The 20,666-nt window shown below is 70.6% G+C and carries 14 protein-coding genes, 2 tRNA genes, 1 pseudogene and 1 riboswitch; of the genes and pseudogenes, 8 read left to right on the forward strand and 9 right to left on the reverse strand.

From position 1 onward, the window contains the following. Positions 1 to 58: 58 nt before the first annotated feature. The 3 genes from OG230_RS19035 to OG230_RS19045 all read left to right on the forward strand — a co-directional run bounded on the left by OG230_RS19035 (position 59) and on the right by OG230_RS19045 (position 4,013). The gene (locus OG230_RS19035) at positions 59 to 2,188 is read left to right on the forward strand and encodes an FG-GAP repeat domain-containing protein (RefSeq protein WP_328904924.1); all 2,130 of its coding nucleotides are present in this window, start codon (positions 59 to 61) and stop codon (positions 2,186 to 2,188) included. Further along, positions 2,188 to 3,786, forward strand: coding sequence for an FG-GAP-like repeat-containing protein (locus tag OG230_RS19040; RefSeq protein WP_328904925.1), 1,599 nt, complete (start codon positions 2,188 to 2,190; stop codon positions 3,784 to 3,786). Before OG230_RS19035 ends, OG230_RS19040 begins: the two co-directional genes overlap by 1 nt. Before the next feature lie 153 nt (positions 3,787 to 3,939). Further along, positions 3,940 to 4,013 (forward strand) — tRNA-Lys (locus OG230_RS19045). A gap of 478 nt (positions 4,014 to 4,491) precedes the next feature. On the opposite strand, the pseudogene OG230_RS19050 reads toward OG230_RS19045, so the two are convergent. The 5 genes and pseudogenes from OG230_RS19050 to OG230_RS19070 all read right to left on the reverse strand — a co-directional run. Then, positions 4,492 to 4,800 (reverse strand): annotated as a pseudogene (locus tag OG230_RS19050) (adenylyl cyclase); the annotation flags it as partial. 50 nt (positions 4,801 to 4,850) lie between these two features. Continuing rightward, on the reverse strand, positions 4,851 to 5,267 hold the full coding sequence (locus tag OG230_RS19055) for a YeeE/YedE thiosulfate transporter family protein (protein WP_328904926.1): 417 nt from the start codon (positions 5,265 to 5,267) through the stop codon (positions 4,851 to 4,853). Next, positions 5,267 to 5,923, reverse strand: coding sequence for a YeeE/YedE family protein (locus OG230_RS19060; RefSeq protein WP_328904927.1), 657 nt, complete (start codon positions 5,921 to 5,923; stop codon positions 5,267 to 5,269). Before OG230_RS19060 ends, OG230_RS19055 begins: the two co-directional genes overlap by 1 nt. Positions 5,924 to 7,783: 1,860 nt before the next feature. Then, positions 7,784 to 8,035 carry a hypothetical protein gene (locus OG230_RS19065; protein WP_328904928.1) on the reverse strand — a complete coding sequence of 84 codons (252 nt, stop codon included), beginning with the start codon at positions 8,033 to 8,035 and terminating at the stop codon, positions 7,784 to 7,786. A gap of 92 nt (positions 8,036 to 8,127) precedes the next feature. Beyond that, complete coding sequence (locus OG230_RS19070) at positions 8,128 to 9,507, reverse strand: FAD-binding oxidoreductase (RefSeq protein WP_328904929.1); 1,380 nt, start codon at positions 9,505 to 9,507, stop codon at positions 8,128 to 8,130. Between the two features lie 250 nt (positions 9,508 to 9,757). Here OG230_RS19070 and OG230_RS19075 point away from each other — a divergent pair, with 250 nt between their 5' ends. The 5 genes from OG230_RS19075 to OG230_RS19095 all read left to right on the forward strand — a co-directional run bounded on the left by OG230_RS19075 (position 9,758) and on the right by OG230_RS19095 (position 15,056). Beyond that, a complete protein-coding gene (locus tag OG230_RS19075; RefSeq protein ID WP_328904930.1) occupies positions 9,758 to 10,894 on the forward strand; it encodes a sulfite oxidase in 1,137 nt (378 codons plus the stop codon). A gap of 64 nt (positions 10,895 to 10,958) precedes the next feature. Continuing rightward, positions 10,959 to 11,032 (forward strand) — tRNA-Met (locus OG230_RS19080). A 285-nt stretch (positions 11,033 to 11,317) separates the two neighbouring features. Further along, positions 11,318 to 12,472 (forward strand): PP2C family protein-serine/threonine phosphatase, encoded by a 1,155-nt coding sequence (locus OG230_RS19085; protein ID WP_328911446.1) that lies wholly within the window; start codon positions 11,318 to 11,320, stop codon positions 12,470 to 12,472. 283 nt (positions 12,473 to 12,755) lie between these two features. After that, positions 12,756 to 12,909, forward strand: a riboswitch (cyclic di-AMP (ydaO/yuaA leader). Between the two features lie 11 nt (positions 12,910 to 12,920). Continuing rightward, complete coding sequence (locus OG230_RS19090) at positions 12,921 to 13,964, forward strand: M23 family metallopeptidase (protein ID WP_328904931.1); 1,044 nt, start codon at positions 12,921 to 12,923, stop codon at positions 13,962 to 13,964. A gap of 147 nt (positions 13,965 to 14,111) precedes the next feature. Next, the gene (locus OG230_RS19095; RefSeq protein ID WP_328904932.1) at positions 14,112 to 15,056 is read left to right on the forward strand and encodes an aldo/keto reductase; all 945 of its coding nucleotides are present in this window, start codon (positions 14,112 to 14,114) and stop codon (positions 15,054 to 15,056) included. A gap of 5 nt (positions 15,057 to 15,061) precedes the next feature. On the opposite strand, the gene OG230_RS19100 is transcribed toward OG230_RS19095, so the two are convergent. From OG230_RS19100 to OG230_RS19115, 4 genes are all read right to left on the reverse strand, one after another. Next, positions 15,062 to 16,537 (reverse strand): PrsW family intramembrane metalloprotease, encoded by a 1,476-nt coding sequence (locus OG230_RS19100; protein WP_328904933.1) that lies wholly within the window; start codon positions 16,535 to 16,537, stop codon positions 15,062 to 15,064. A gap of 128 nt (positions 16,538 to 16,665) precedes the next feature. Beyond that, positions 16,666 to 17,487: a tRNA (guanosine(46)-N7)-methyltransferase TrmB gene (trmB, locus tag OG230_RS19105; protein ID WP_328904934.1), complete on the reverse strand. Its 822-nt coding sequence runs from the start codon at positions 17,485 to 17,487 to the stop codon at positions 16,666 to 16,668. Further along, positions 17,480 to 18,736 (reverse strand): L-2-hydroxyglutarate oxidase, encoded by a 1,257-nt coding sequence (gene lhgO, locus OG230_RS19110; protein ID WP_328904935.1) that lies wholly within the window; start codon positions 18,734 to 18,736, stop codon positions 17,480 to 17,482. The genes trmB and lhgO overlap by 8 nt, the downstream gene beginning before the upstream one ends. 283 nt (positions 18,737 to 19,019) lie before the next feature. Then, a complete protein-coding gene (locus OG230_RS19115) occupies positions 19,020 to 20,534 on the reverse strand; it encodes a sporulation protein (protein ID WP_328904936.1) in 1,515 nt (504 codons plus the stop codon). Positions 20,535 to 20,666: the final 132 nt, after the last annotated feature.

The following is a 20,666-nucleotide window of genomic DNA, read 5'->3' on the forward strand; positions in this document are numbered from 1 at the left end:
CCGCGGCGCTCAGCGCCGCTCTCTTCCTGTGACGTCCTACTCCCGGGGAGGGACTCACGTGGCTCGCTCTGTGCGCGGCCGTACCGCTCTGACGTCTTTGGCCGTTCTCGCCGCCACCGTGGGTGTGTTGCCCGGTGCGCAGGCGGCTCCTGTGGCCGCCGGAGCCGCCGTCGCCGATCCCGTACCGACGACCGGTCGGGGTATCGAGCTCTCCGGCGGGCTGCTCCACACGGTGGAGCAGTCGCCGAGCGACAGGCCGTACATCACTCAACGGCGGGTCGCGGCCGACGCGTCGGCGGTCGGCGGACCGGAGTACATGAACTACGTCGGTGAGTACGCCGACGGGGCCCACCTCAAGGCGGTGCCGTGCGACGCGGGTTCCTGCGTCCGCATCACGGGCGCGGGCAACGGCCGCTACGGCGTCGTGTTCGTCGACGGATCCGGCACCGAGAGCCTCCAGGTCTGGTTCACCAAGAACTCGCTCCACTCCGACGACGTCAGCGCGAGCTCCGTGGTGCCGGTGGACCTGACCGGTTCGTACTACGTCATGAACGCCGGTTCGCCCGGCACCCAGTACGTCGACGGCCGGCTCAACTACCGCAGCAACGACGTCCGGATGACCCGGGCGGTCGCCGCTGCGAGCATCTGGGGCACCCGGCTGTGGACCGCGAGTTCGACGGCCGGTGCGCTGACCGTGCTCGACATCGAGCAGAAGAAGGTCGTCGAGACGGTCGCCACGGGCGCGCCCTGCGTGATCAAGGAAGTGCGGGCGGTCGGCCGCTGGGTCTACTGGAACTGCGGCCCGGCCGGTGCGGCCGGGGTCTGGGACCGTACGGCGAAGAAGTCGCTCGCGGTTCCGTCCGGACCGGCACTGGTCGGTGACGGCTATCTCGTCCGGCACGACCGGACCGCCGGGAAGCTGATGCTCACCGACTTCCACACGGGCGCGGTCGCGGCCCCCCGCGCGGTCGCCGACCTGCCCGCGGGGAACACCGCCGACCAGCGCGGACTCACCTGGGCGGTCGACAAGTTCGGCGGGGACATCGCGTACCTCGACGCCGCCCACGCGGCCCACGTCGTGCCGAGCGGGGTGCCCACCCAGCCGCTGGAGAAGATCTCGGCGGACCAGGACGACACCTACCTCGACCTCAAGGACACCAGCGGCGGGCAGGTCTGGTCGAGCGCCTGGCAGCTCAGCAAGCCCGCGACGTGGACCTTCACCGTGAAGGACGGGTACGGGCGGACGGTCAGGACCATGAAGGGCGGCGGCGGTACCGAGGCCGACCTCGTCTGGGACGGACGCACCGACACGGGCGAGTACACCTACAGCGGTCCGCACACCTGGAGCCTCTCCGCGACCGCGAGCGAGGGCTCCGGCGCGTACAACGTCACGGGCACGATCGGTGTCTCGGGTGGCCGCCAGGGCTTCCACGACCAGGCGTACCACAGCTACGGGGACCTGATCACGTTCAACTCGAAGGGCACGCTGACCCAGCAGTTCGGGCAGCGGAACGGGGTGTTCTCCGGGAAGTCCTCCGGTGCGGGCTGGCCGGCCGGCAGTGTCGCCATCCCGTTCGCGGACACGGGCAGCGACCGCTGCGCCGAGCTGCTGGTGCGGATGCCGACCGGGGAGCTGCGCCGCTACTCGGGCCGCTGCGGCGGGGCGTACACCCCGTCGAGCAGCCATGCCTCGCTGGGCACGGGCTGGCAGCAGTACGACGTACTGACGTCGACCGGAGACCTGAACGGAGACGCCAGGCCCGATCTGGTCAGCCGTCAGAAGTCCACCGGTGACGTCTACTTCCACGCCGGAGCGGCGGGCGGGAAGTTCGCCGCCCGGGTGAAGATCGGCAGCGCCCTGGGAAAGTACGCGCGGATGACGGGCGTCGGGGACATCACCGGTGACGGCAAGGCCGACCTGCTCGCCCACGACCGCAACGGCGGACTGTGGCGCTACGACGGCCTGGGCACCGGCCGGTTCGCGGGCCGGGCGCTGGTCGCCTCGGACTGGGGCCGTTCGTACAACGTCGTGGTGGGGGTCGGCGACATCACCGGGGACGGCAGGCCGGACCTGGTCGAGCGGGACACGAGCGGCCGGCTCTTCCGCAACAACGGCAACGGCAAGGGCGCCTTCAGCAGCCGTACGCAGATCGGGACCGGCTGGCACGTCTACAAGGGGATCTTCTGATGACGCCGAAGGGCGTACGCGGACGTGGCGACGGTCCGTCCGCCGAGCGGCCGGGAGGCGCGGGCGCCCGTCGTGGGCGCCGGCTGCTCCTCCTCGCCGTCGCGGGCGCGGTGCTGGCCTCCGGGCTGCTCTCCACCGGGTCGCCGAAGGCCGAGGCGGCGGAGCCCGTCGTGCCGTCCTGGGTGATCCCGCTGTACTACGAGGACGTCGCGAGCGGTATCCATCGGGCGTGCACCGGAATCGTGCTGTCCAGGACGAAGACGCTCGCGACCCCGGACTGCGTCACCGGGATGGACGAGTCGGACTTCGACTGGGACTACGACCTGAGAACGGGCCAGCTGAGCGGCGGCGGCAACATGACCGCCTACCACAGCCATCCTCAGTACAGCGCTACGAGCCGCCGGGCCGCTCTCACCGTCACCACCCGCCGGACCGTCGACAGCAGCGGCAAGCCAGCCCTGGCCTCGGCGGCCGACGCGGCGCTGTGGGCGCCCGGGGCGAAGGCGGTCTTCCACTCCTGGTCCGGTCTCGACCTCGACTCCGCGCCCCGCGTACGCCACAGCGAACAGGTCGTCGTGACGTCGTGGTCGCAGTGCTCCTCTCTCCTCGGCCGCTTCGTGCCCCGGGAGACGCTGTGCACGGTGCCCGCTCCCGGGGCTCCGCCGGTCGCCGACGAGGACCGCTGCTTCGGTGACGCGGGCGGCGCGCTGGTGGCGGGCGGCAAGCTCATCGCCGTTTCGGCGACCCGGGCGACCGGCTGCGCGTCGGGCGGGGTGCGGCTCTACACCCGTATCGCCTCCTACCGGCAGCTCGTCGACGAGTGGACCAGGGACACCGACAGCGACTACCGCTTCCCCGGCAGCGTGCTGGCCACGGAGTCGAACGGCCTCGTCGACGTCTGTACGACGACGTCGGACCGCAAGCTCTGGGGCTGCTACACGGACAGCACGGGTGCGTTCGACGGCTTCGGCTACGCGTCCTACCTCCAGGCCGGCGACATGAACGGCGACGGATTCGGTGACCTGCTGGCCCGTACGTCCGGCGGCACCCTGTACCGCGTACCGAGTACGGAGATGGAGCCGGCCGACTTCAAGCACCGGGTGAGCCTGGGCACGGGGTGGAACGCCTACAACCCGCTGGTCGCCGTGCGCGACTTCTCCGGCGACGGGCGCAACGACGTCGTCGGCCGGGACAAGGCGGGCGTGTTGTGGCTTTTCCGCGGCACCAGCGACGGCAAGCTCGCCGCGCGTACCCGGATCAGCAGCGGCTGGAACCAGTACACGGCTCTGACGGGCCGTGGCGACCTCACCGGCGACGGCCGCTCCGACCTGGTCGCCCGCGACAAGGCGGGCGTGCTGTGGATGTACCCCGGCGACGCGCGGCGCCAGTACCCGGTCCGTACGAGGATCGGGAGCGGCTGGAACCAGTTCAACGCCATCGTGGCCAGCGGCGACATGGACCACGACGGCCGCCAGGACATCCTGGCGCGCACGCCGGCCGGGGCGGTGTACCTCTACAACGCCGACCACAACGGCGGGTTCAAGGCTCCGAGGAAGCTGGCGTCGACACGCTGGCAGAAGTACGTCCGGATCAGCTGACGGCCCGGAACCGGCTTCACAAACGCACGAACCCGCCCGAGGAGTCCGTCCGCCCGTCCCGCGCCCGCGCGGCGACCGGGCGCGACGGGCCCGGTCACCGATACCGGATCGGCTGCCGGGCCCGGGCGGGCTATGCTCGGGGGAGATCCGCGAGGGCCGTTAGCTCAATTGGTCAGAGCAGCGGACTTTTAATCCGTTGGTTGTGGGTTCGAGTCCCACACGGCCTACGCGATGCAGGGAGGGGAAGTCCCCTCTGACCTGCTACGCAGCGCCTGATTCGGCTTCGGTCGAGTCGGGCGCTGCCTCGTTTTCGGGCGCTTGCGTGAGCGGACGTGCCTTCGAAGGGTGCAGCGAGCTGGGGCCAGGAGGACGGATGGCCCTCCTGGCGTGGCCTCAGCTCCGGCAGCCGCACCCCGACATCCCTGGGACTTCCGTAACGGTCAGGGTGGGGTCGGTCGAGGAAGCCATGTCCGGAGCTGCGGGTTTCGGCGAAGGGCCGCGCACCGGCGACACTCGCGGGGCCGGTCCACAGGACGGCGAGTCCGCCGCTGGCCGCAGTAGAGCCAAAAGAATCCGTCGACCCACTCGGTGCCGTCGTCCGTGGACGCTGGTACGGGAAGCCCGCACCGGGCGAACTCGGTGCTTCGGGGGATCACCCCGTGCTGTAAGGCGACTTCCGGCAGCATGACTTGTCCAGCTTCGTGTTCAACGGCCCTGAACCGTCGAGGAAGTGTTCTCCTGCTTCGCGGAGTCGGAGAACAGCAAGGTGGGCTCGGCGACGATGTCGCGGTCGGCCTCGCTCTTGTAGATCTCGTCGGCACTGCCGAACCGGGCCTCGGAGTGGTCGAGTTCCAGGAGGGCGGCGGCCTGCTGTACCGGCGTCTCGTCGGGCCCATCGATCTCCAGGAACGTGGGGAGGTCGGGCCATGTGTCGACGTTGAAGGCGACCTCGCCCAGGCGTCGCTCCTCGCGGTAGTTCTCCTGGTAGTGGACCTCGGTGAGGCCGGGGGATCGTCAAAGCAAAAGCCCCTACCTCCACGGCTCGTGTCGGTGGGCGCCCTTGGTCACAGCCCGCAGGAGCCCTGGTCCAGGTGGAAGTATCGGGCGTTGGCCCAGCGGCACAGTCGGATACCGACGATGACGCCGACGATTGTGACCAGGGCAGGCAGGTATCCGCTGGCGACCTGGATGATCGGGATTGCAGGGCACCCACCCGAGATCGCCCAGCCCGTACCGAACAACAACGCGCCGGGGATCACGCCCCTGTGGATGCGCCCTGGGGTGCGGCGGACCTGCAGCAGAGCGAATGCGCACACGATGATCACCACGGCGCCGGCGAAGGAGAGGAGCATGCGCAGGTCCTGGAAGGTGAACATGCGGTTCAGTTCGGCGTAGTCGCCGAAGCCGATGTTGGTGACGGTGTAGCCGAGGGCCAGTCCTGTGATGGTGCTGGCCAGCAGGATCGCGCCGCGGGTACGCATCAGATCACCTTCCACAGGAGGAACGACACCGCGATGGCGGTGCCGAAGAACACGGCGGTCGCGACGATGCTGACCGGGCTCAGCCTGCCGCAGCCGCTGAGTCCGTGGCCGGAGCTGCACCCGCCGGCCAGTCGAGTGCCAAAGCCGACCAGTACGCCTCCCACGAACAGCAGGGCGATCATGGTGGTCGGATTGTCGGTGACCAGGTTCCGAAAACCTGGGCCCATATCGAAGCGGAGCTGGAACCGCCCGGAAGTGACCGCGGCGATCAGTCCGCCGAGGAAGATCGATATCAGCAGGGCAGCCTGGGTGACCAGCGGGGCCGGGCGCAGGCTCGTGGCCGCGGGGCTCTCGCTCGCCGCTGGTTCGGTATCCGCTTCGAGTGGCTGTGCATTCCCGTACGGAACCTGTGGCAGGGTGGACGGGCTGGTGCTAGTGCCGAAGTGCTCCACCGTAGCTGCGGCGAGCGCCTCAGCGAGAGCTTGATCGTCGGTGAACTCCTCGTCCATCTCCTCGAGTCGGCGTTCGCGGCGCCAGTGCAACACGCGATCCCACGCGGAGGACACCCCGAAAGACCGATCGGTGATGAGGGTGTAGTTGATGGTGACCAGAGCGAGCCCGATAGCGCCCGCCCACCAGGGCCAGTAGGTACTCACGCGGGTCCTCTCATCCAATCGGCCAATCGAGCCAACCAGCCGCGCTTCGAGCTGGGAGCTCGTCGAGCGCGGCTGTTCGAAGGCTGGGGAATCCGTGGGGGCGATGACGGTTGGTGATGCCAGACAGGTGCTGGCGGAGATGTCGCCCCGAAGTGGCCAGTGGCCCCCGGTGACCATGGATCGGGTCGTGGTGGCGGGGCCTGCCGGGTTACCTCCCCCGGGTTGGCGGCGCCGGCCCGGTCCGCCTCGGTGACGTCTTCGAGGTGTCGCGCGCGGGCTCCGTTGGGCAGCAAGCTGATCGGCACGCGCTCGCCGGTGAGTGACACCTGGTAGCGCGCACAGCCGAGCCACTGATCGTCGCTGTCGCAGTAGTATTCGCGCCAACCTCGCAAGCTCGCCCTAAGTAGGGGGAATAGGGGGCATCCTGCGGCGTGTGAGCAACTCACGTTGCTCCCTCCTGATCGGCGCACACCACCCGTTCGGGGAGAGTGGTTGCCGTACTCGATTCTTGCCCTCGCCGCGCTCGGTCGACGATCTGCAAAAGCGACGCGGTGACGGGCAGTGACAATAAGGCTCTGTGCCTCGATTCCGCGACCGGGCGTTATGCAATCACTGTTTCGATGCCCCGAGCAAATTCAGGGTATTTTTCAATCGGAACACTTGGCACTACGTCGCGAGATGTTCTGCGCGACGGATATGTAGCGTCTATCCTTCATGTCCGGATATTTACAACTGGCAATGAGGTTCACTTGGATCACCATTCGCCCCCGTGGTCGCGGCCCGTGCCGATACGAGTCAGGTTTGCGGAGAGGGTGAAAATGCTGGAGCCCCTTGTAATAGTGGTGTGAATATCGTGGATCGCAAATGAAGAGCTAATGGGGAAGAATTATGTGCCAGCGTGCTGTCTGCCGGTCGTGCCGGAAGATGACCTATGAGGGCTGCGGGAGACATGTGGACCAGGTGCTCATGGGCGTACCGGCGGCTCAGCGGTGCATGTGTGAGTCTGCGGAGTGCAGGGGTGCGCGAGCAGCGGGGGCGACGACTCGATCGGAATCGATGCCGGTCCGACAGGGCGGGTCGCCGCGACACGCACAGGTCCCTCGGCGCCAGAAGAGTTCGCCAAGCCGATCGAGGGGTGGCTGGTGCTCCCGGCTCATCAATTGGGCAAAAAGCCCGGCATGAGGCGATCGGTCGATTGTGCGTTCTTCGGACTCTTTGGGTCGAAGGCGTTGGTTATTGCAGCCGTCCCGAACAGTGGCCCTCTCTGCTCCGAAGGAGTGTCTTGATCGATGGCCTCATCTACTTTCTGCGGGCCCGCTGTGCCGAAGAACGCCAGAGCGTGATGGTGCTTCGGATGCTGAACTGCCAGTTGGTCGTCGCCGACGTGAATTCCAGGCAGGCCGTCGTTGACGCCCGCGAGAGGGCAACTGTCCTGGCCGCCGGTGCCACACGACGGTCGCGGAAATGACCGCGACAGGTATAACCCCTCGCAGGGATAAGCAGGTGTACAGCAGTGGGCCGACGTGCGCCGGGCAGAAGGATGAGCATGACCAGCAGAGGCGAGCCTGCTGGTCAGCCAGGCTTTTTGCGTGAGCGATGCGTGAGTGGACGGTACGGCACGAGCCGTCACGGGCCGGCCGAACCGCGCATTGCCACGCACATGGTCTGACCAGGCGGTTCCGGACACCGAGGCAGCGCCCGGAACCACCCAGCACGCCTCGACCCGGACTCTTAATCCGTTGGTTGTGGGTTCGAGTCCCACACGGCCTACGCGTGACGGGGAGGGGTTTCGGCTCCTGCCCGCGGTGAAGTGCCCCGCCCGGTTCCGACCGGGCGGGGCACTTCCGCGTGTGCGGGACCTCAGTCGAGGCCCTCGGCCCTGAGGTCGTAGACCAGCAGGAGCGTCCGGTAGGAGTCGTCCGGCACGTCCCCGCAGGCCTTGGGCCGGTTGCTGAGCGTCGAATTGTTGTCCAGGGCCCTCTCGCACGCGGCTCGCACCTGCGCTTCGGACTGGGTGCAGGCGGTGAGAGCCGCGAGCAGGAGCGCCGCTCCGAGCGCGGCGACGGTGGTCGTACGGGTACGCATGGTCTCCCCGGGTGCGGTGCGTGACAAGGGAGACATTGTCGGGCAACGGGGGCTTTCCGGTGCGGCAGTTGGGCCGCAGTGCACCCGGATGGGTCACCGCTGACGGGGCGTGCTGACCGTCACGCGGTCGGTTCGATGTTCTGGTTGGCGTGGAACAGGTTGTCGGGGTCGTACGCCTTCTTGACCGTGCCGAGCCTGTCGAAGTGGTCGCGGTAGGTGGACTTGACGCGCTCCGGGCTCTCGCCCGCGCCGATGAAGTTCACGTACGCGCCGCCCATGGAGTGCGGGTGCAGTTCGTCCCAGTAGTCGACGGCCCACTGGGTGACCGCCCCGGCGTTGGCCGGGTCGGGGTCGATGCCGGCGATGACGCCCGACCAGACGGCGTCCCGGAAGGCCCACGCCGTGTCGTCCTGGCCGACCCTGCCCGCAGCCGCGTCGACGGGGTAGAGGTGCATCGTCGACAGGTTGGTGGGGAGGCTCTCCGCGTATCGGGCGTGCACGTCGATGGCGTCGTCGGAGATCTGGTCGAAGAAGTCCCCGCGCCAGTACCACTGGAGGCCCTTGGGGATCAGTTCGTCGAACAGGGTCTGGAGCGCCGGATAGGGCATCGGCGAGGTGAAGTGGAAGGCGGGCGGGCCCGCCTCGTCGACGACGGACAGGGTGTCGGCCACCGCGCCCGGGTCGCCCGTGTAGCACCACACGACCCCGCACATCTTCTGGCCGTGGATCTCCTCGGGGAACGGCGGGCCGGGCGGGACCACCAGCGACGCGAAGAAGCCGTACACGTCCTCGGGTGCCTTGGGCAGGAACTCGCGGTACCAGCGCAGCACTTCACCGATCATGTCCAGCGGCCACACCGTGATTCCCATCCCCACGGTGTCCACCGGATGCAGCCGGAAGTCGAACGAGGTGACGACGCCGAAGTTCCCGCCGCCGCCGCGCAGCGCCCAGAACAGGTCCGCGTTCTCGTCCTCGCTCGCCGTGACGAAGCTGCCGTCCGCCAGGACCACGTCGGCGGAGGCCAGATTGTCCACCGTCAGGCCGTACTTACGGGTGAGGTAGCCGTGTCCGCCGCCGAGGGTGAGGCCCCCGACACCGGTCGTCGACATGATGCCCGCGGGTGTCGCCAGACCGAATCCGTGCGCGGCGTGGTCGAGGTCGCCGAGCTGCGAGCCACCGGCGACGCGGGCCGTCCTCGCGACCGGGTCGACCCGTACCCCGCGCATCGGCGAGAGGTCGATCGTGACGCCGTCGTCCACGAGGCACAGACCGGCACCGCTGTGCCCGCCGCCCCGTACGGCGAGTTCGAGTCCGTTGTCACGGACGAAGTTGACCGCGGCCATGACGTCGGCCGCGTCCATACAGCGCACGACCGCCGCAGGCCGCTTGTCGATCATGGCGTTGTAGAGGGTGCGGGCCTCCGTGTAGTCCTGGTCCTGGGGGCCGATGACCGGGCCGCGCAGTGCGGCCTTCATCGCCTCGAATGTGGTGCCGTCCATAGCCGTCTCCTCGCCGACGCGCGGACCGCGAAGCACCCGGCCGTTTCCCCCTGCCGTCGGATCGGCAGCGCTCTTCGCGCCGATGCCTCGGCACCCCCGATAGCCACAGTGCGGACCGGCACCGCATGGCTGTTCCTTCCAGCCTCCCGCCGGTCGGAACCTCGCGCAATCCGACCGCCGGAGCGTGCGCGGGGTGCCACGCACCGTGTGCCGGAAGGCCGAAGTCCGGGCATCGGCGCACCATGAAGTCATGGATGGGGACGGACACCTCGACAGCATCAGCACCCCTGGCCGCCTCGCCGGACCGACCGAGGGAATCAGTCCGGAGGAGCTCGCGCTCGCGGCCCGCAACCACGGTCTCCCGCTGGAGGCCCTGCGGTACGAGGTCACGCCGCCCGGTCTGCACTACGTGCTCGTCCACTACGACATCCCCTCGGCCCGGGCCGAGGACTGGCGGCTCTCGGTCGGCGGCCTGGTCAGGAAGCCGCTGACGTTGGGCCTGGCGGATCTGCGGTCGTTCCCGGCCGTCACCCACCGCGTGACGATGGAGTGCGCGGGCAACGGCCGGGCCGGGCTCGTCCCACGGCCGGTGAGCCAGCCGTGGCTGGCCGAGGCGGTCGGCACGGCCGAGTGGACCGGTGTGCCCCTGCGGCTGCTGCTCGCCGAGGCGGGGGTGGAGCCGGAGGCCGTCGAGGCCGTCTTCACCGGCGCGGACCACGGGGTCGAGCGCGGCGTCGAGCAGGACTACCGGCGGAGTCTGACCCTGGACGTGGCCGAGGGGACCGACCCGGAGGTACTGGTGGCGTACGCCATGAACGGGGCGCCGCTGCCGCCGCAGCACGGCTGCCCGCTGCGCCTGGTGGTGCCCGGCTGGTACGGCATGGCGTCCGTGAAGTGGCTGCGCGAGATCACGCTCACGGCCACCCCGTTCACCGGATTCCAGCAGACGGAGGCCTATCGCTACCGGCAGGAGGCCGAGGAACCCGGCGAACCGGTCACCCGGATCGCCCCCCGCGCGCTCATGATCCCGCCGGGGTTCCCGGACTTCATGTCGCGAACCCGTGTCGTACGCCCCGGAACCGTGCTGCTGGAGGGCCGTGCCTGGTCGGGCCGGGCCCCCGTCGTAGGAGTCGAGGTGAGCACGGACGACTGCCGCACCTGGCACGACGCGGTACTCACGGAGGGCCAGGGGCCCGCGCCGCACGCCTGGGCATGGCGGGGCTGGCAGGCGCGGTGGACGGCCACCCCCGGCCCTCACGTGCTCGGTGTCCGTACCACTGACGCCTCCGGCTCCACCCAGCCCCTCGCCCCGCGCTGGAACCGCGGCGGATTCGGCAGCAATCACGTCCAGCGGATCTCCGTCCTCTGCACCCCGGAAACCGGCTGATCGCCGGCCGCGGCGGAAACGTGGTCATGAGCCCGTCCCGAATGCCGTAGAGTTGGTCTCACGACGCGGGGTGGAGCAGCTCGGTAGCTCGCTGGGCTCATAACCCAGAGGTCGCAGGTTCAAATCCTGTCCCCGCTACTGAAGGACCGGGCCCGGCACGCGCACAGCGTGCCGGGCCCGAGTCGTTTTCCGGGTCCTGCAGGCCGCGACGGCCCGCTCGATCCTTGGCGCGGCGTGTCGATCCCGCCCGCGCTCTCGGACGGTGCGCGACCGGCCTCCCTGGCCGCGGTTCGCGTGCGCTCCCCCCTTTGGCCGATGAGGAGTCGCCGCACGGCGCGGCTCCGGTCAGCCTGGGTGGGGCGCGGTACCGTCCGCAACCGTAGGCGGACCGGGGGCAGGAGAACACAGGTGGGGAAGCGGGACATGTGGCGGCGCGGAGCTCCCGAGGGAGTCCGTGCACGTCGGCTCGTCCGCATGCTGCCCGCGCTGATGATCGCGGGCGGAGCGCTCTTCGACCTCACGACCCCGCCCACCTTCACCCCCGTCCCCCTCTTCGTGGCGGCTCCTCTGATCGCCGCGCCGTTCTTCTCGCGGGCCAGCACGATCCGGACGGGTGTCGCCGCGGTCCTCGTCATGGGGCTGCTGGACGTGTACAGCCGCACGCTCAGCCAGGTCGAGCCGGTCATCGAACTGGTCACCGTGTCCACCGCCGGGCTGCTCGCCCTGTTCATCAACGGCGTCGTCCGGCGGAGCAACGAGCAGTTGGCCTCGGCGCGGGTCATCGCGGAGACCGCCATGCGTGCGGTGCTGCCGACGCCGTCTGACCGCATCGGCGGACTCCATGTGGCGGCGCGTTACGAGGCGGCCCAGGCGGACGAGTTCGTCGGTGGCGACCTCTTCGCCGTCGCGGACACCCCGTTCGGGGTGCGTCTGGTGGTCGGGGACGTGCGGGGCAAGGGTCTCGAAGCGGTCGGGGCGGTGGCGGTGGTCATCGGGGCGTTCCGGGAGGCCGCCGAGCAGGAGCGTTCGCTGGAGGGGGTGGCGCAGCGCCTGGAGCGGGCGTTGGCCCGGGAGGGCACGGGGCGCGGCGGACTCGACGCCATGGAGGGGTTCATCACCGCGGCGTTGGCCGAGATCCCGTCCGGCGCCGGACTCGTCCGGATCGTCAACAGGGGGCACCCCGAGCCGATCCTGCTGCACGCGGACGGACGGCTGGACGTCCTGACGTCGACCTCGCCCGCGCTGCCGCTCGGGATGGACCTGGGTGTGTGGCCGGACCGGGCGGACGAGTGGAGGCTGCCCGCGGGGACGACGCTGCTGATGTTCACCGACGGTCTCTCCGAGGCGCGGGACGCGGCCGGGGCCTTCTACGACCCGGCGGCCCGGCTGCGCGGGCGGATCTTCCCCGGCCCGGAGGAACTGCTCTCGGCGCTCACCGACGACGTACGCCTGCACACGGGCGGGCGGTCCACGGACGACATGGCGCTGCTGGCGGTCGGTCGGCCGGCGGAAGGGCAGCCCGAGCGACGGAGGACCGTGAAGATCGTGGGCCGGCGCAGTGGCGGGGGAGCGGAATGAGCCACCGGCTGACGGGTCGTCGGCGGGACCGCGTGGCCGCTGCTCCGGTACGGGACAACCGTCCGTAACCGAAGGGTGCCGCTCCGCATAACATTTGACGCACTGTCAGAAACGAAGTGGTGCGTGGAGGGTGTTCAACTCGCCCGATTCCACCCGGTTGTATCCCGGTAAGTCCAGGCCAAAGTCACGAACGATCACTCGGAACAGCTTGGAATAGGACCCGTCTGTCTATTAACGTTCGATAACGCAGCGCGGTCGTCCCAGTCGTCGCAAGAGGCGGCACCGTGCGCGAGCGCCGAATTCCGCAAGGGAACCGGGGAACCACCTACATGGGGTGAATCGGGTCACCTGTGTCTCGCGAGAGGCAGAGCGACCCGTAGGAGACCTTCCTGCTCCGAACCCGTCAGCTAACCCGGTAGGCGAGAAGGAAGGAAAGGAGTGCGCCCACGTGGCGTCCAACAAGCCTGCCCCCGAGGCCCCGTCACCCTTCGCCACCGATACTCTCGGCGGCCAGGACAGGACCTGGGAGGAATGGAATCCCACCGAGGAGTCCATCCGGCCCGTTCGCGGCAGGCACCGCGTAGCCAAGCAGCGCGGTCTCGCTCGTAGCTCCACCGTCCTCGGGGTCGGCGTCATCGCGGCCGTCGGTGCGGGTGGCATGGCCACCGCCCAGGGCAAGCCGCCGGTCTCCATCTCTCTTCCCGATTCCATCGCGGACAATCTGCCCGACGCCAAGTCGTTCCCCGGCGTGGGCTCCCTGATGTCCGACGACTCCGACGCGAACGACGCCACCACGGCCGCGTCGTCCTCCCCGCTCACCACCGCCGGCATCACCACCGCCGAGGCCGAGCAGGGCACGACGGACGCCGGCGAGGCACTGCGCAGCCGGATCCTCCAGCAGGCCGAGCAGCAGCAGGCCAGCGCCGACGCCGAGGCCAGGGCCGCCGAGGAGAAGGCGGCAGCCGAGAAGGCCGCCGCCGAGGCCAAGGCCCAGCAGGACGCGGCCGAGGCCAAGGCCGCCGCCGAGAAGAAGGCGGCCGAAGAGGCAGCCGCGCGCAAGGCGGAGGCCGAGCGCCTCGCCAAGCTGGCCGCCAGCTTCGCCCTGCCGCTCTCCTCGTACACGATCACCTCGACCTACGGTCAGGCCGGCAGCATGTGGTCCTCCGGCTACCACACCGGCCTCGACTTCGCGGCGCAGGCGGGCGCACCGATCAAGGCCGTGCACGGCGGGACCGTCACGTCGGCCGGCTGGAACACCGCGTACGGCTACCACACCGTCATCGAGCTCGACGACGGCACCGAGGTCACGTACAGCCACCAGTCCTCGATGAACGTCTCCGCGGGCCAGCAGGTCAACACCGGCGACGTCATCGGCCGTGTCGGCGCGACCGGCAACGCGTACGGTGCGCACCTCCACCTGGAGGTCCACACCGCGGGCGGCTCGGACATCGACCCGATGAGCTGGCTGCGCAGCAAGGGCCTCACGGTCTGATACCTCGCGTCCCGTTCACCGGACGCACCCGAACCCCGGCAGCCCTGACGCTCACCCCCCGACGTCAGGGCTGCCGGTCTTTCGTTTCCCGGGCATCGGCGTACCGGAACCGGAATAGCGCGCTTCGTGGGCGGGGTTGCACCACTCATGACCTCTCTGCGCACGCTCGGCTCCTCCGACCTCCAGGTCTTCCCCCTCGCACTCGGCGGCAACGTCTTCGGCTGGACGGCCGACGAGATACAGTCCTTCGCCGTCCTGGATGCCTATGCCGCGGCGGGCGGCAACTTCATCGACACCGCCGACTCCTACTCCGCCTGGGCACCGGGCAACGAGGGCGGCGAGTCGGAGACCGTCGTCGGCAAGTGGCTCGCCTCGCGCGGCAACCGCTCCGACATCGTCGTCGCCACGAAGGTCGGCGCCCACCCCTCGTACAAGGGGCTCTCCGCCGCCACGATCAAGGGCGCGGCCGAGGAATCGCTGCGCCGGCTCGGCACCGACCACATCGACCTCTACTACACGCACTTCGACGACGAGTCCGTCCCGGTCGAGGAGATCGTCACCGCCCTCGACCAGCTGGTGAAGGAAGGCAAGGTGCGCGAGATCGCGGCTTCCAACATCAGCCCGGAGCGGCTGCGGGCCTCCCTGGACTTCTCCGAGAGCGAGGGACTGGCCCGGTACGTCGCGCTGCAGCCGCACTACAACCTCGTCTCGCGCGACACCTACGAGGGCGCGCTCCAGGACACGGCCGCCGAGGCCGGTCTCGCCTCCGTCCCGTACTTCGCCCTCGCCTCGGGCTTCCTGACCGGCAAGTACCGGGCAGGGGCCGCGGTCGAGAGCGCCCGCGCAGAGAAGGCCGGCCAGCACTTGGAGACGGAGCGCGGCCGCAAGGTGCTCGCCGCACTCGACAAGGTCGCGACGGAGCACGGCGCCGAGATCGCCACCGTCGCCCTGGCCTGGCTGGCCGCCCGTCCGACCGTGGTGGCGCCGATCGCGTCGGCCCGTACGGTCGAGCAGGTGCCCGCGCTGGTCGCCGTCGCCGGACTCCGGCTGTCCGAGCAGGAGCTGACGGCGCTGACGGAGGCGTCCGCCTGACGCGGTCAGTGCGCCCGACGGCGATGTGAGTCGTAGGGGCGCTGCCGGTACGGGAACCCGGCGCCCGGCGGTGCCGGGTTCGGGTACGGGCCCTGGGCCGGGCCGAGGTAGGGGTTGTAGCCGCCGTACCACTGGTGCGGGGCCGGGAACGGTACCGCCGGACGGGGCTGCCTGATCCGGCCCGTCGCATGCGCCGCGTACGTCAGGGCCGGTCCCGCCACGTCCCTGCGCTGCCAGAGGTGGTGCAGCAGCTCCTGCTCCCGTACGGCGAAGTCCGGGCCCACCGCACCGCGGCGGGCCCTTCGTCGCAGCACGGCCAGCGAGGTCGCGAACGACTCGTACTCGGCCACCGACCGGGCTGCGGCCCTGCCGCCGGCCCGGTCCTGACGGCTGTTCCAGTGGCGGGCCACGTCCCGGGCCATACCGCGGGCCCGCATCGAGGAGAGCGCCGCCGGTTCGGCGGGCGAGAGCCAGCCCGCCGCCGCGTACGCGGGCAGCTCGGCTGCGAGGGTCCGCAGCTCCTTCTGGCGCGACCAGATCGCCAGCCAGGTCACCAGGGCGAACGCCGGGACCATGAACGCCCCGTACACGGCGAAGAATCCGTACGTGCCGAAGGTCGACGAGCCGTTCCACAGGGCGTGCATGCCCATGGCGAGGACCAGCCCCAGCAGCGGCACCGCGATCCGGCGGACCCGGTGGCGCCGCGCGCTGAGCGCGGCGATCCCGAAGCCGATGCCGGTGAGCACGGTGAACAGGGGATGGGCGAACGGCGACATCACGACCCGGACGAAGAACGTCCCGGCCGTCACCGCGCCGAGGCCCGTGCTGCCCAACTGCTGGTCCTCGCCGAAGGCGTTGCCCAGATAGAGGATGTTCTCGGTGAACGCGAAGCCGGTGGCGGTGAAACCGGCGACCACGATGCCGTCGACGACGCCGCTGAACTCCCGTCTCCGGAAGAGGAAGATCAGCAGAACCGCGGCGGCCTTCGCGCTCTCCTCGACGACCGGCGCTATCACCGTGGCGCCCAGGGTGTCGGCGCTCGACGGGTCCGCGGTCGCCGTGGCTATCCAACGGGCCGCGAACGTGTTCGCGGTGATCGCCACGAGCGCGGCGGCGCACGCACCCCAGGCGAAGGAGAACAGCAGATTCCGCCAGGGACCCGGTTCGACCCGGTCCAGCCAGCGGAAGGCCGCCATCAGCAGCGGTACGGGCAGCAGAGCGAGCCCGAGCCCGACGAGGAAGCCCTCCGTACCGGTCTGTTCGCGGACGAGGGACAGGATGAGCAGCCCGCAGAGCGCGAGGACGGATATCACCGCACCGGCGCGGAACGCCTTGCTGCGCCACACCAGGCCGACGCGGCGCGGCCGGTAACGCCACCGGCCACGCTCCGGCACGGCGCCCAGGATCTCGCCGAGCCGTTGCTCCTCGAGAACCGGGACGGCCGGCTGCGGTTGCTGGTGCTGCGCGGACCATTCGGACACCCGATGACCCTAACGAGGAGGACTGACACCTGACCATGGTGCGAGGGGCAGGTGGCCGAGACCGGTGGTGGACGGCCGGGGGCCCAGGGGGTTCGCAGGTCCCGGTGGGTCCCAGGTCCCGGTGTGTGTCAGACGCGGGCGAAGAGCAGGTCGTGCACGACGTGTCCCTTGTCCAGGCCCTGGCCCTCGAACCGGGTCAGGGGCCGGAACGCGGGCCGTGGCGCGTAACCGCCGTCCGCCTGGGTGTTCGCGAAGAGGGGATGCGCGGTGAGCACCTCCAGCATCTGCTCCGCGTACGGCTCCCAGTCGGTCGCGCAGTGGACCACGGCGCCCGGGTTCATCCGCCCTGCCACCAGGTCGAGGAACTCCGGCTGGATCAGCCGCCGCTTGTGGTGGCGGGCCTTGGGCCAGGGGTCGGGGAAGTACACCCGCAGGCCGTCGAGCGCCTCGGGCGCCAGCATCTCGCGCAGCAGGATGATCGCGTCGCCGTTGGCGACCCGGACGTTGGTCAGACCCGCCCGGTCCGCGAGGGCGAGCAGATTGCCCTGGCCGGGGGTGTGCACGTCGACGGCGAGAATGCCGGTGCCCGGGTCGTCGGCCGCCATCTGCGCGGTGGCCTCACCCATCCCGAAGCCGATCTCCAGGATCACGGGCAGCCCGTCGAAGAGCTCGGGCAGATCGAGGACGCGCAGCCCGTCGATGTCCAGGCCCCACTTCGGCCACAGCCGCTGGAGGGCGTCCTCCTGGCCTGCGGTGACCCGGCTGCGGCGGGGCTGGAAACTGCGGATCCGGCGCTCGTGGTGCGAGCCGGCGGGATCTGCGGCCGGCCCGCCGGGGAAGCGGGGCTCCTGGCGCAGCCGGCGCATCCGCTCGAAGGAGGCGGCACGCAGGGCAGCCGCGTCGTCCGTGGCGCCGGGCGTCTCGGGGGTGGGGTTCAGGGACTCAGACACAATGCCCCGATTCTACGGCGGGTGGCTTCCACCCCGTGGCACGAGCCCGCAGCAGGGCCCGCCGCGCCACCTCCCTCCCGATGGGCAGCGAGGCCGTGGCGGCGGGCGAGGGCGCGTTCAGCACGTGCACGGTGTGCGGTGCCTCACGGATCAGGAAGTCGTCGACCAGCGTGCCGTCCCGCAGCACCGCCTGGGCCCTGACCCCCGCGGGGGACGGCCGCAGATCGTCCTCCGTCACCTCGGGCAGCAGCCGCTGGACGGCCTGGGTGAACGCACGCTTCGACAGGGACCGGTGCAGCTCCCCGGCCCCGTACCGCCAGTGGCGCCGGGCGATGTGCCAGGACCCCGGCCAGCTCAGGGTGGCCGCGAGCTCACGCGGGCGCACGACCGGCCAGCTGTATCCCTCGCGGGCCAGTGCGGGTACGGCGTTCGGTCCGACGTGTACGGAACCGTCGAAGCCCCGGGTCAGATGCACCCCGAGGAAGGGGAACGCGGGGTCCGGCACCGGATAGACCAGGCCGCGCACCAGCCGTTCCCGGGCGAGCTCGTAGTACTCCCCCCGGAAGGGGACGATCCGCACGCCCGGCTCGTCGCCCGCGAGCCGCGCGACCCGGTCGCTGTGCAGACCGGCGCAGTTGACCAGCACCCTGGCCCGGACCACCTGGCCGTCCGCCGTCCGCACCGCCACACCCCAGGGGCGGCGGTCGATCGCGGTGACCTCGGCCCCGTAACGGATCTGTCCGCCCGCCTCGCTCACCTCCGTGGCGAAGCGGGCCGCGACGGCGCCGAAGTCGCACACGCCCGTCGTGCCGACCCGGATCGCCGCGAGGCCCCGGACATGGGGCTCGTACTCCGCGATCTGCGCCGGTCCCAGCTCCCGGACCGGCAGGCCGTGCTCACGGCCACGCTGCACCAGGCCGTGCAGCCGGGGGAGCTCGGAGCGCTCGGTCGCGACGATCAGCTTGCCGGTCACGGCATGGGCGATGCCGTGCTCCGCGCAGAAGTCGACCAGCTCGGCGCCGCCCCGCACCGCGAAGCGGGCCTTGAGCGAACCCGGGCGGTAGTAGATACCGCTGTGGATCACTCCGCTGTTGCGCCCCGTCTGATGGCGGGCCGGCCCCCACTCCTTCTCCAGGACCGTGACCCGGGTGCCCGGAGCGGTACGCGTGATCGCATACGCCGTCGACAGACCGACGATCCCGCCGCCGATCACCAGCACCTCGCAGTCGTACGCCGCGTGCGTCGTCATCACGCCACCTCCCACCCCGATAGTGCACTGACCCACTGACAACGGGCTCAAACCAGGGATGGGCAGGGCGTGGCGCACACCTTCCGCGGGTGTGCCGCCCCGCCGGGTGGGCGTACCGGGGCGTATCCGTGTCTTGCGGACAGTGTGCGCGGGCGCGGACCGCACGGCGGGCGTGGACATGCAGTGGGCGTGGACATGCCGCCGCGGGTGCCGGTGCCCCAGCGGGTGCCGGGACGACCGCTGCGGCGGGACGTCGGTTCCGTCGGTACGCGGGTTACGCGGGTTACGCCGGAGCCACCAGGAGCGGCCGGGCCCGCTCCCGCAGCTCGGCGACCCGCGGCTCGTCCCCGTACGGCTCCAGCCGGTGCAGCAGGTCCCGTACGTACTCCGTGGTGCGTGCCGAGGAGATCCGCCCCGCCACCTCCACCGCACGCGTCCCCGCCGCGCACGCCGCGTCGAGGTTGCCCGACTCCAGCTCGGCGACCGCCGACACGACGAGGCGCAGGCCGTGCGAGCGGACGAACTCCTCCGTCGGTTTGGACAGCGCCTGCTCGGTGAAGCGCCGCACCTGCCGGGGCGCCTTCAGGTCGCGGTAGCACTCGGCGGCGTCGGCCGCGAACCTGTCGTACGAGTAGAAGCCCAGCCACGGCGGGTCGGCGTCGCCGGTCCGTGAGCGTTCCAGCCAGCTCTCGGCGGCCTTGAGCGCGGCTCCGGCGGCGGGTGCGTCGCCCGCCTTCGCGTGGGCGCGTGCCTCCACGAGCCGGAAGAAGCTCATGGTGCGGGCGGTGGCGAGGCCGCGGTTGCGCTCGACGGCGGCCTGCGCGAGGTCCACGCCCTCGTCGGCGAAGCCGCGGTAGGTCGCCTGGAGGGACATCGAGGCCAGCACATAGCCACCGAGCGGGACGTCGGCGGCGGCGCGTGCCAGGCGCAGTGCCTGGATGTAGTAGCGCTGCGCGGCCTCCTGCTGGCCGGTGTCGAACGCCATCCACCCGGCGAGCCTGGTCAGTTCGGCCGACGCACCGAACAGCGCGCGGCCCACCTCGTCGCTGTACGAACCGAGGAGCAGGGGTGCGGCGTCGACGCGTAAGCACTCCGGGACCATCGAGGAACGCCAGTCCCCGCCGCCGTACTTGGAGTCCCAGCGGCGTGCGTCCTGGGCCGCCTCCCGGAGCTTGGTCACATCGCTGTGGCCGACCCGCAGGGGCGAGGCGTCGAAGACCGAGTCCGGTCCGGGCTGCACCGGCACGGCGGCGTGCGCTCCGTGCGCTCCGGGCGCGCCCTGCGATCCCGGTGCTCCGAGGATCGCGGCCTCCGCGGCCGTGGAGTCCCGTGCCACCGAGGAGTCGGCGGGCGTTATCAGCCAGCGGGACGCGGGTGTCGCGTACGCGCTGACGGAGAACGATCCGGCCAGGGACTGCCAGATCCCGCCGCCGCCCCGCCGTCCGGCCAGATCCAGCCGGTACAGATCGGTCGCCGAGCGCACCGCCTCGGCCACGTCCCTGGGAAAGGCCAGGCCGACTTCGGGCGCCGGGTCGGCATCCGCGAGCCCGATCTCGTGGAGCGGGACCGGGCGGCCGAGTTTGGCGCCGATCGCCGCAGCGATGAGATGGGGCGCGGCGCCCTGGGGCACCATGCCCTTGGAGACCCACCGGGCCACCGAGGTCTTGTCGTACCGAAGTGTCAGACCGCGCTGCGCTCCGAGGTCGTTGACCCGCCGGGCGAGCCCGGCGTTACTGATTCCCGCGAGGGCGAGAACCGTGCCGAGCTTCTCGTTCGGCCCGCGTTGCTCCCTGGACATGCGCCACCCCTCGACACACAGACGGCCGCCGCGTCACCGGTGAGGCGCGCGGCATTCGTACCGTGTCCTCCCCAGGGACGAACCCCGGCACTCCGGCCGCACACGCATTTGGCCGAGCCCCGAGGAATATGC

The organism is Streptomyces sp. NBC_00234, from assembly GCF_036195325.1.
Taxonomy (GTDB): domain Bacteria; phylum Actinomycetota; class Actinomycetes; order Streptomycetales; family Streptomycetaceae; genus Streptomyces.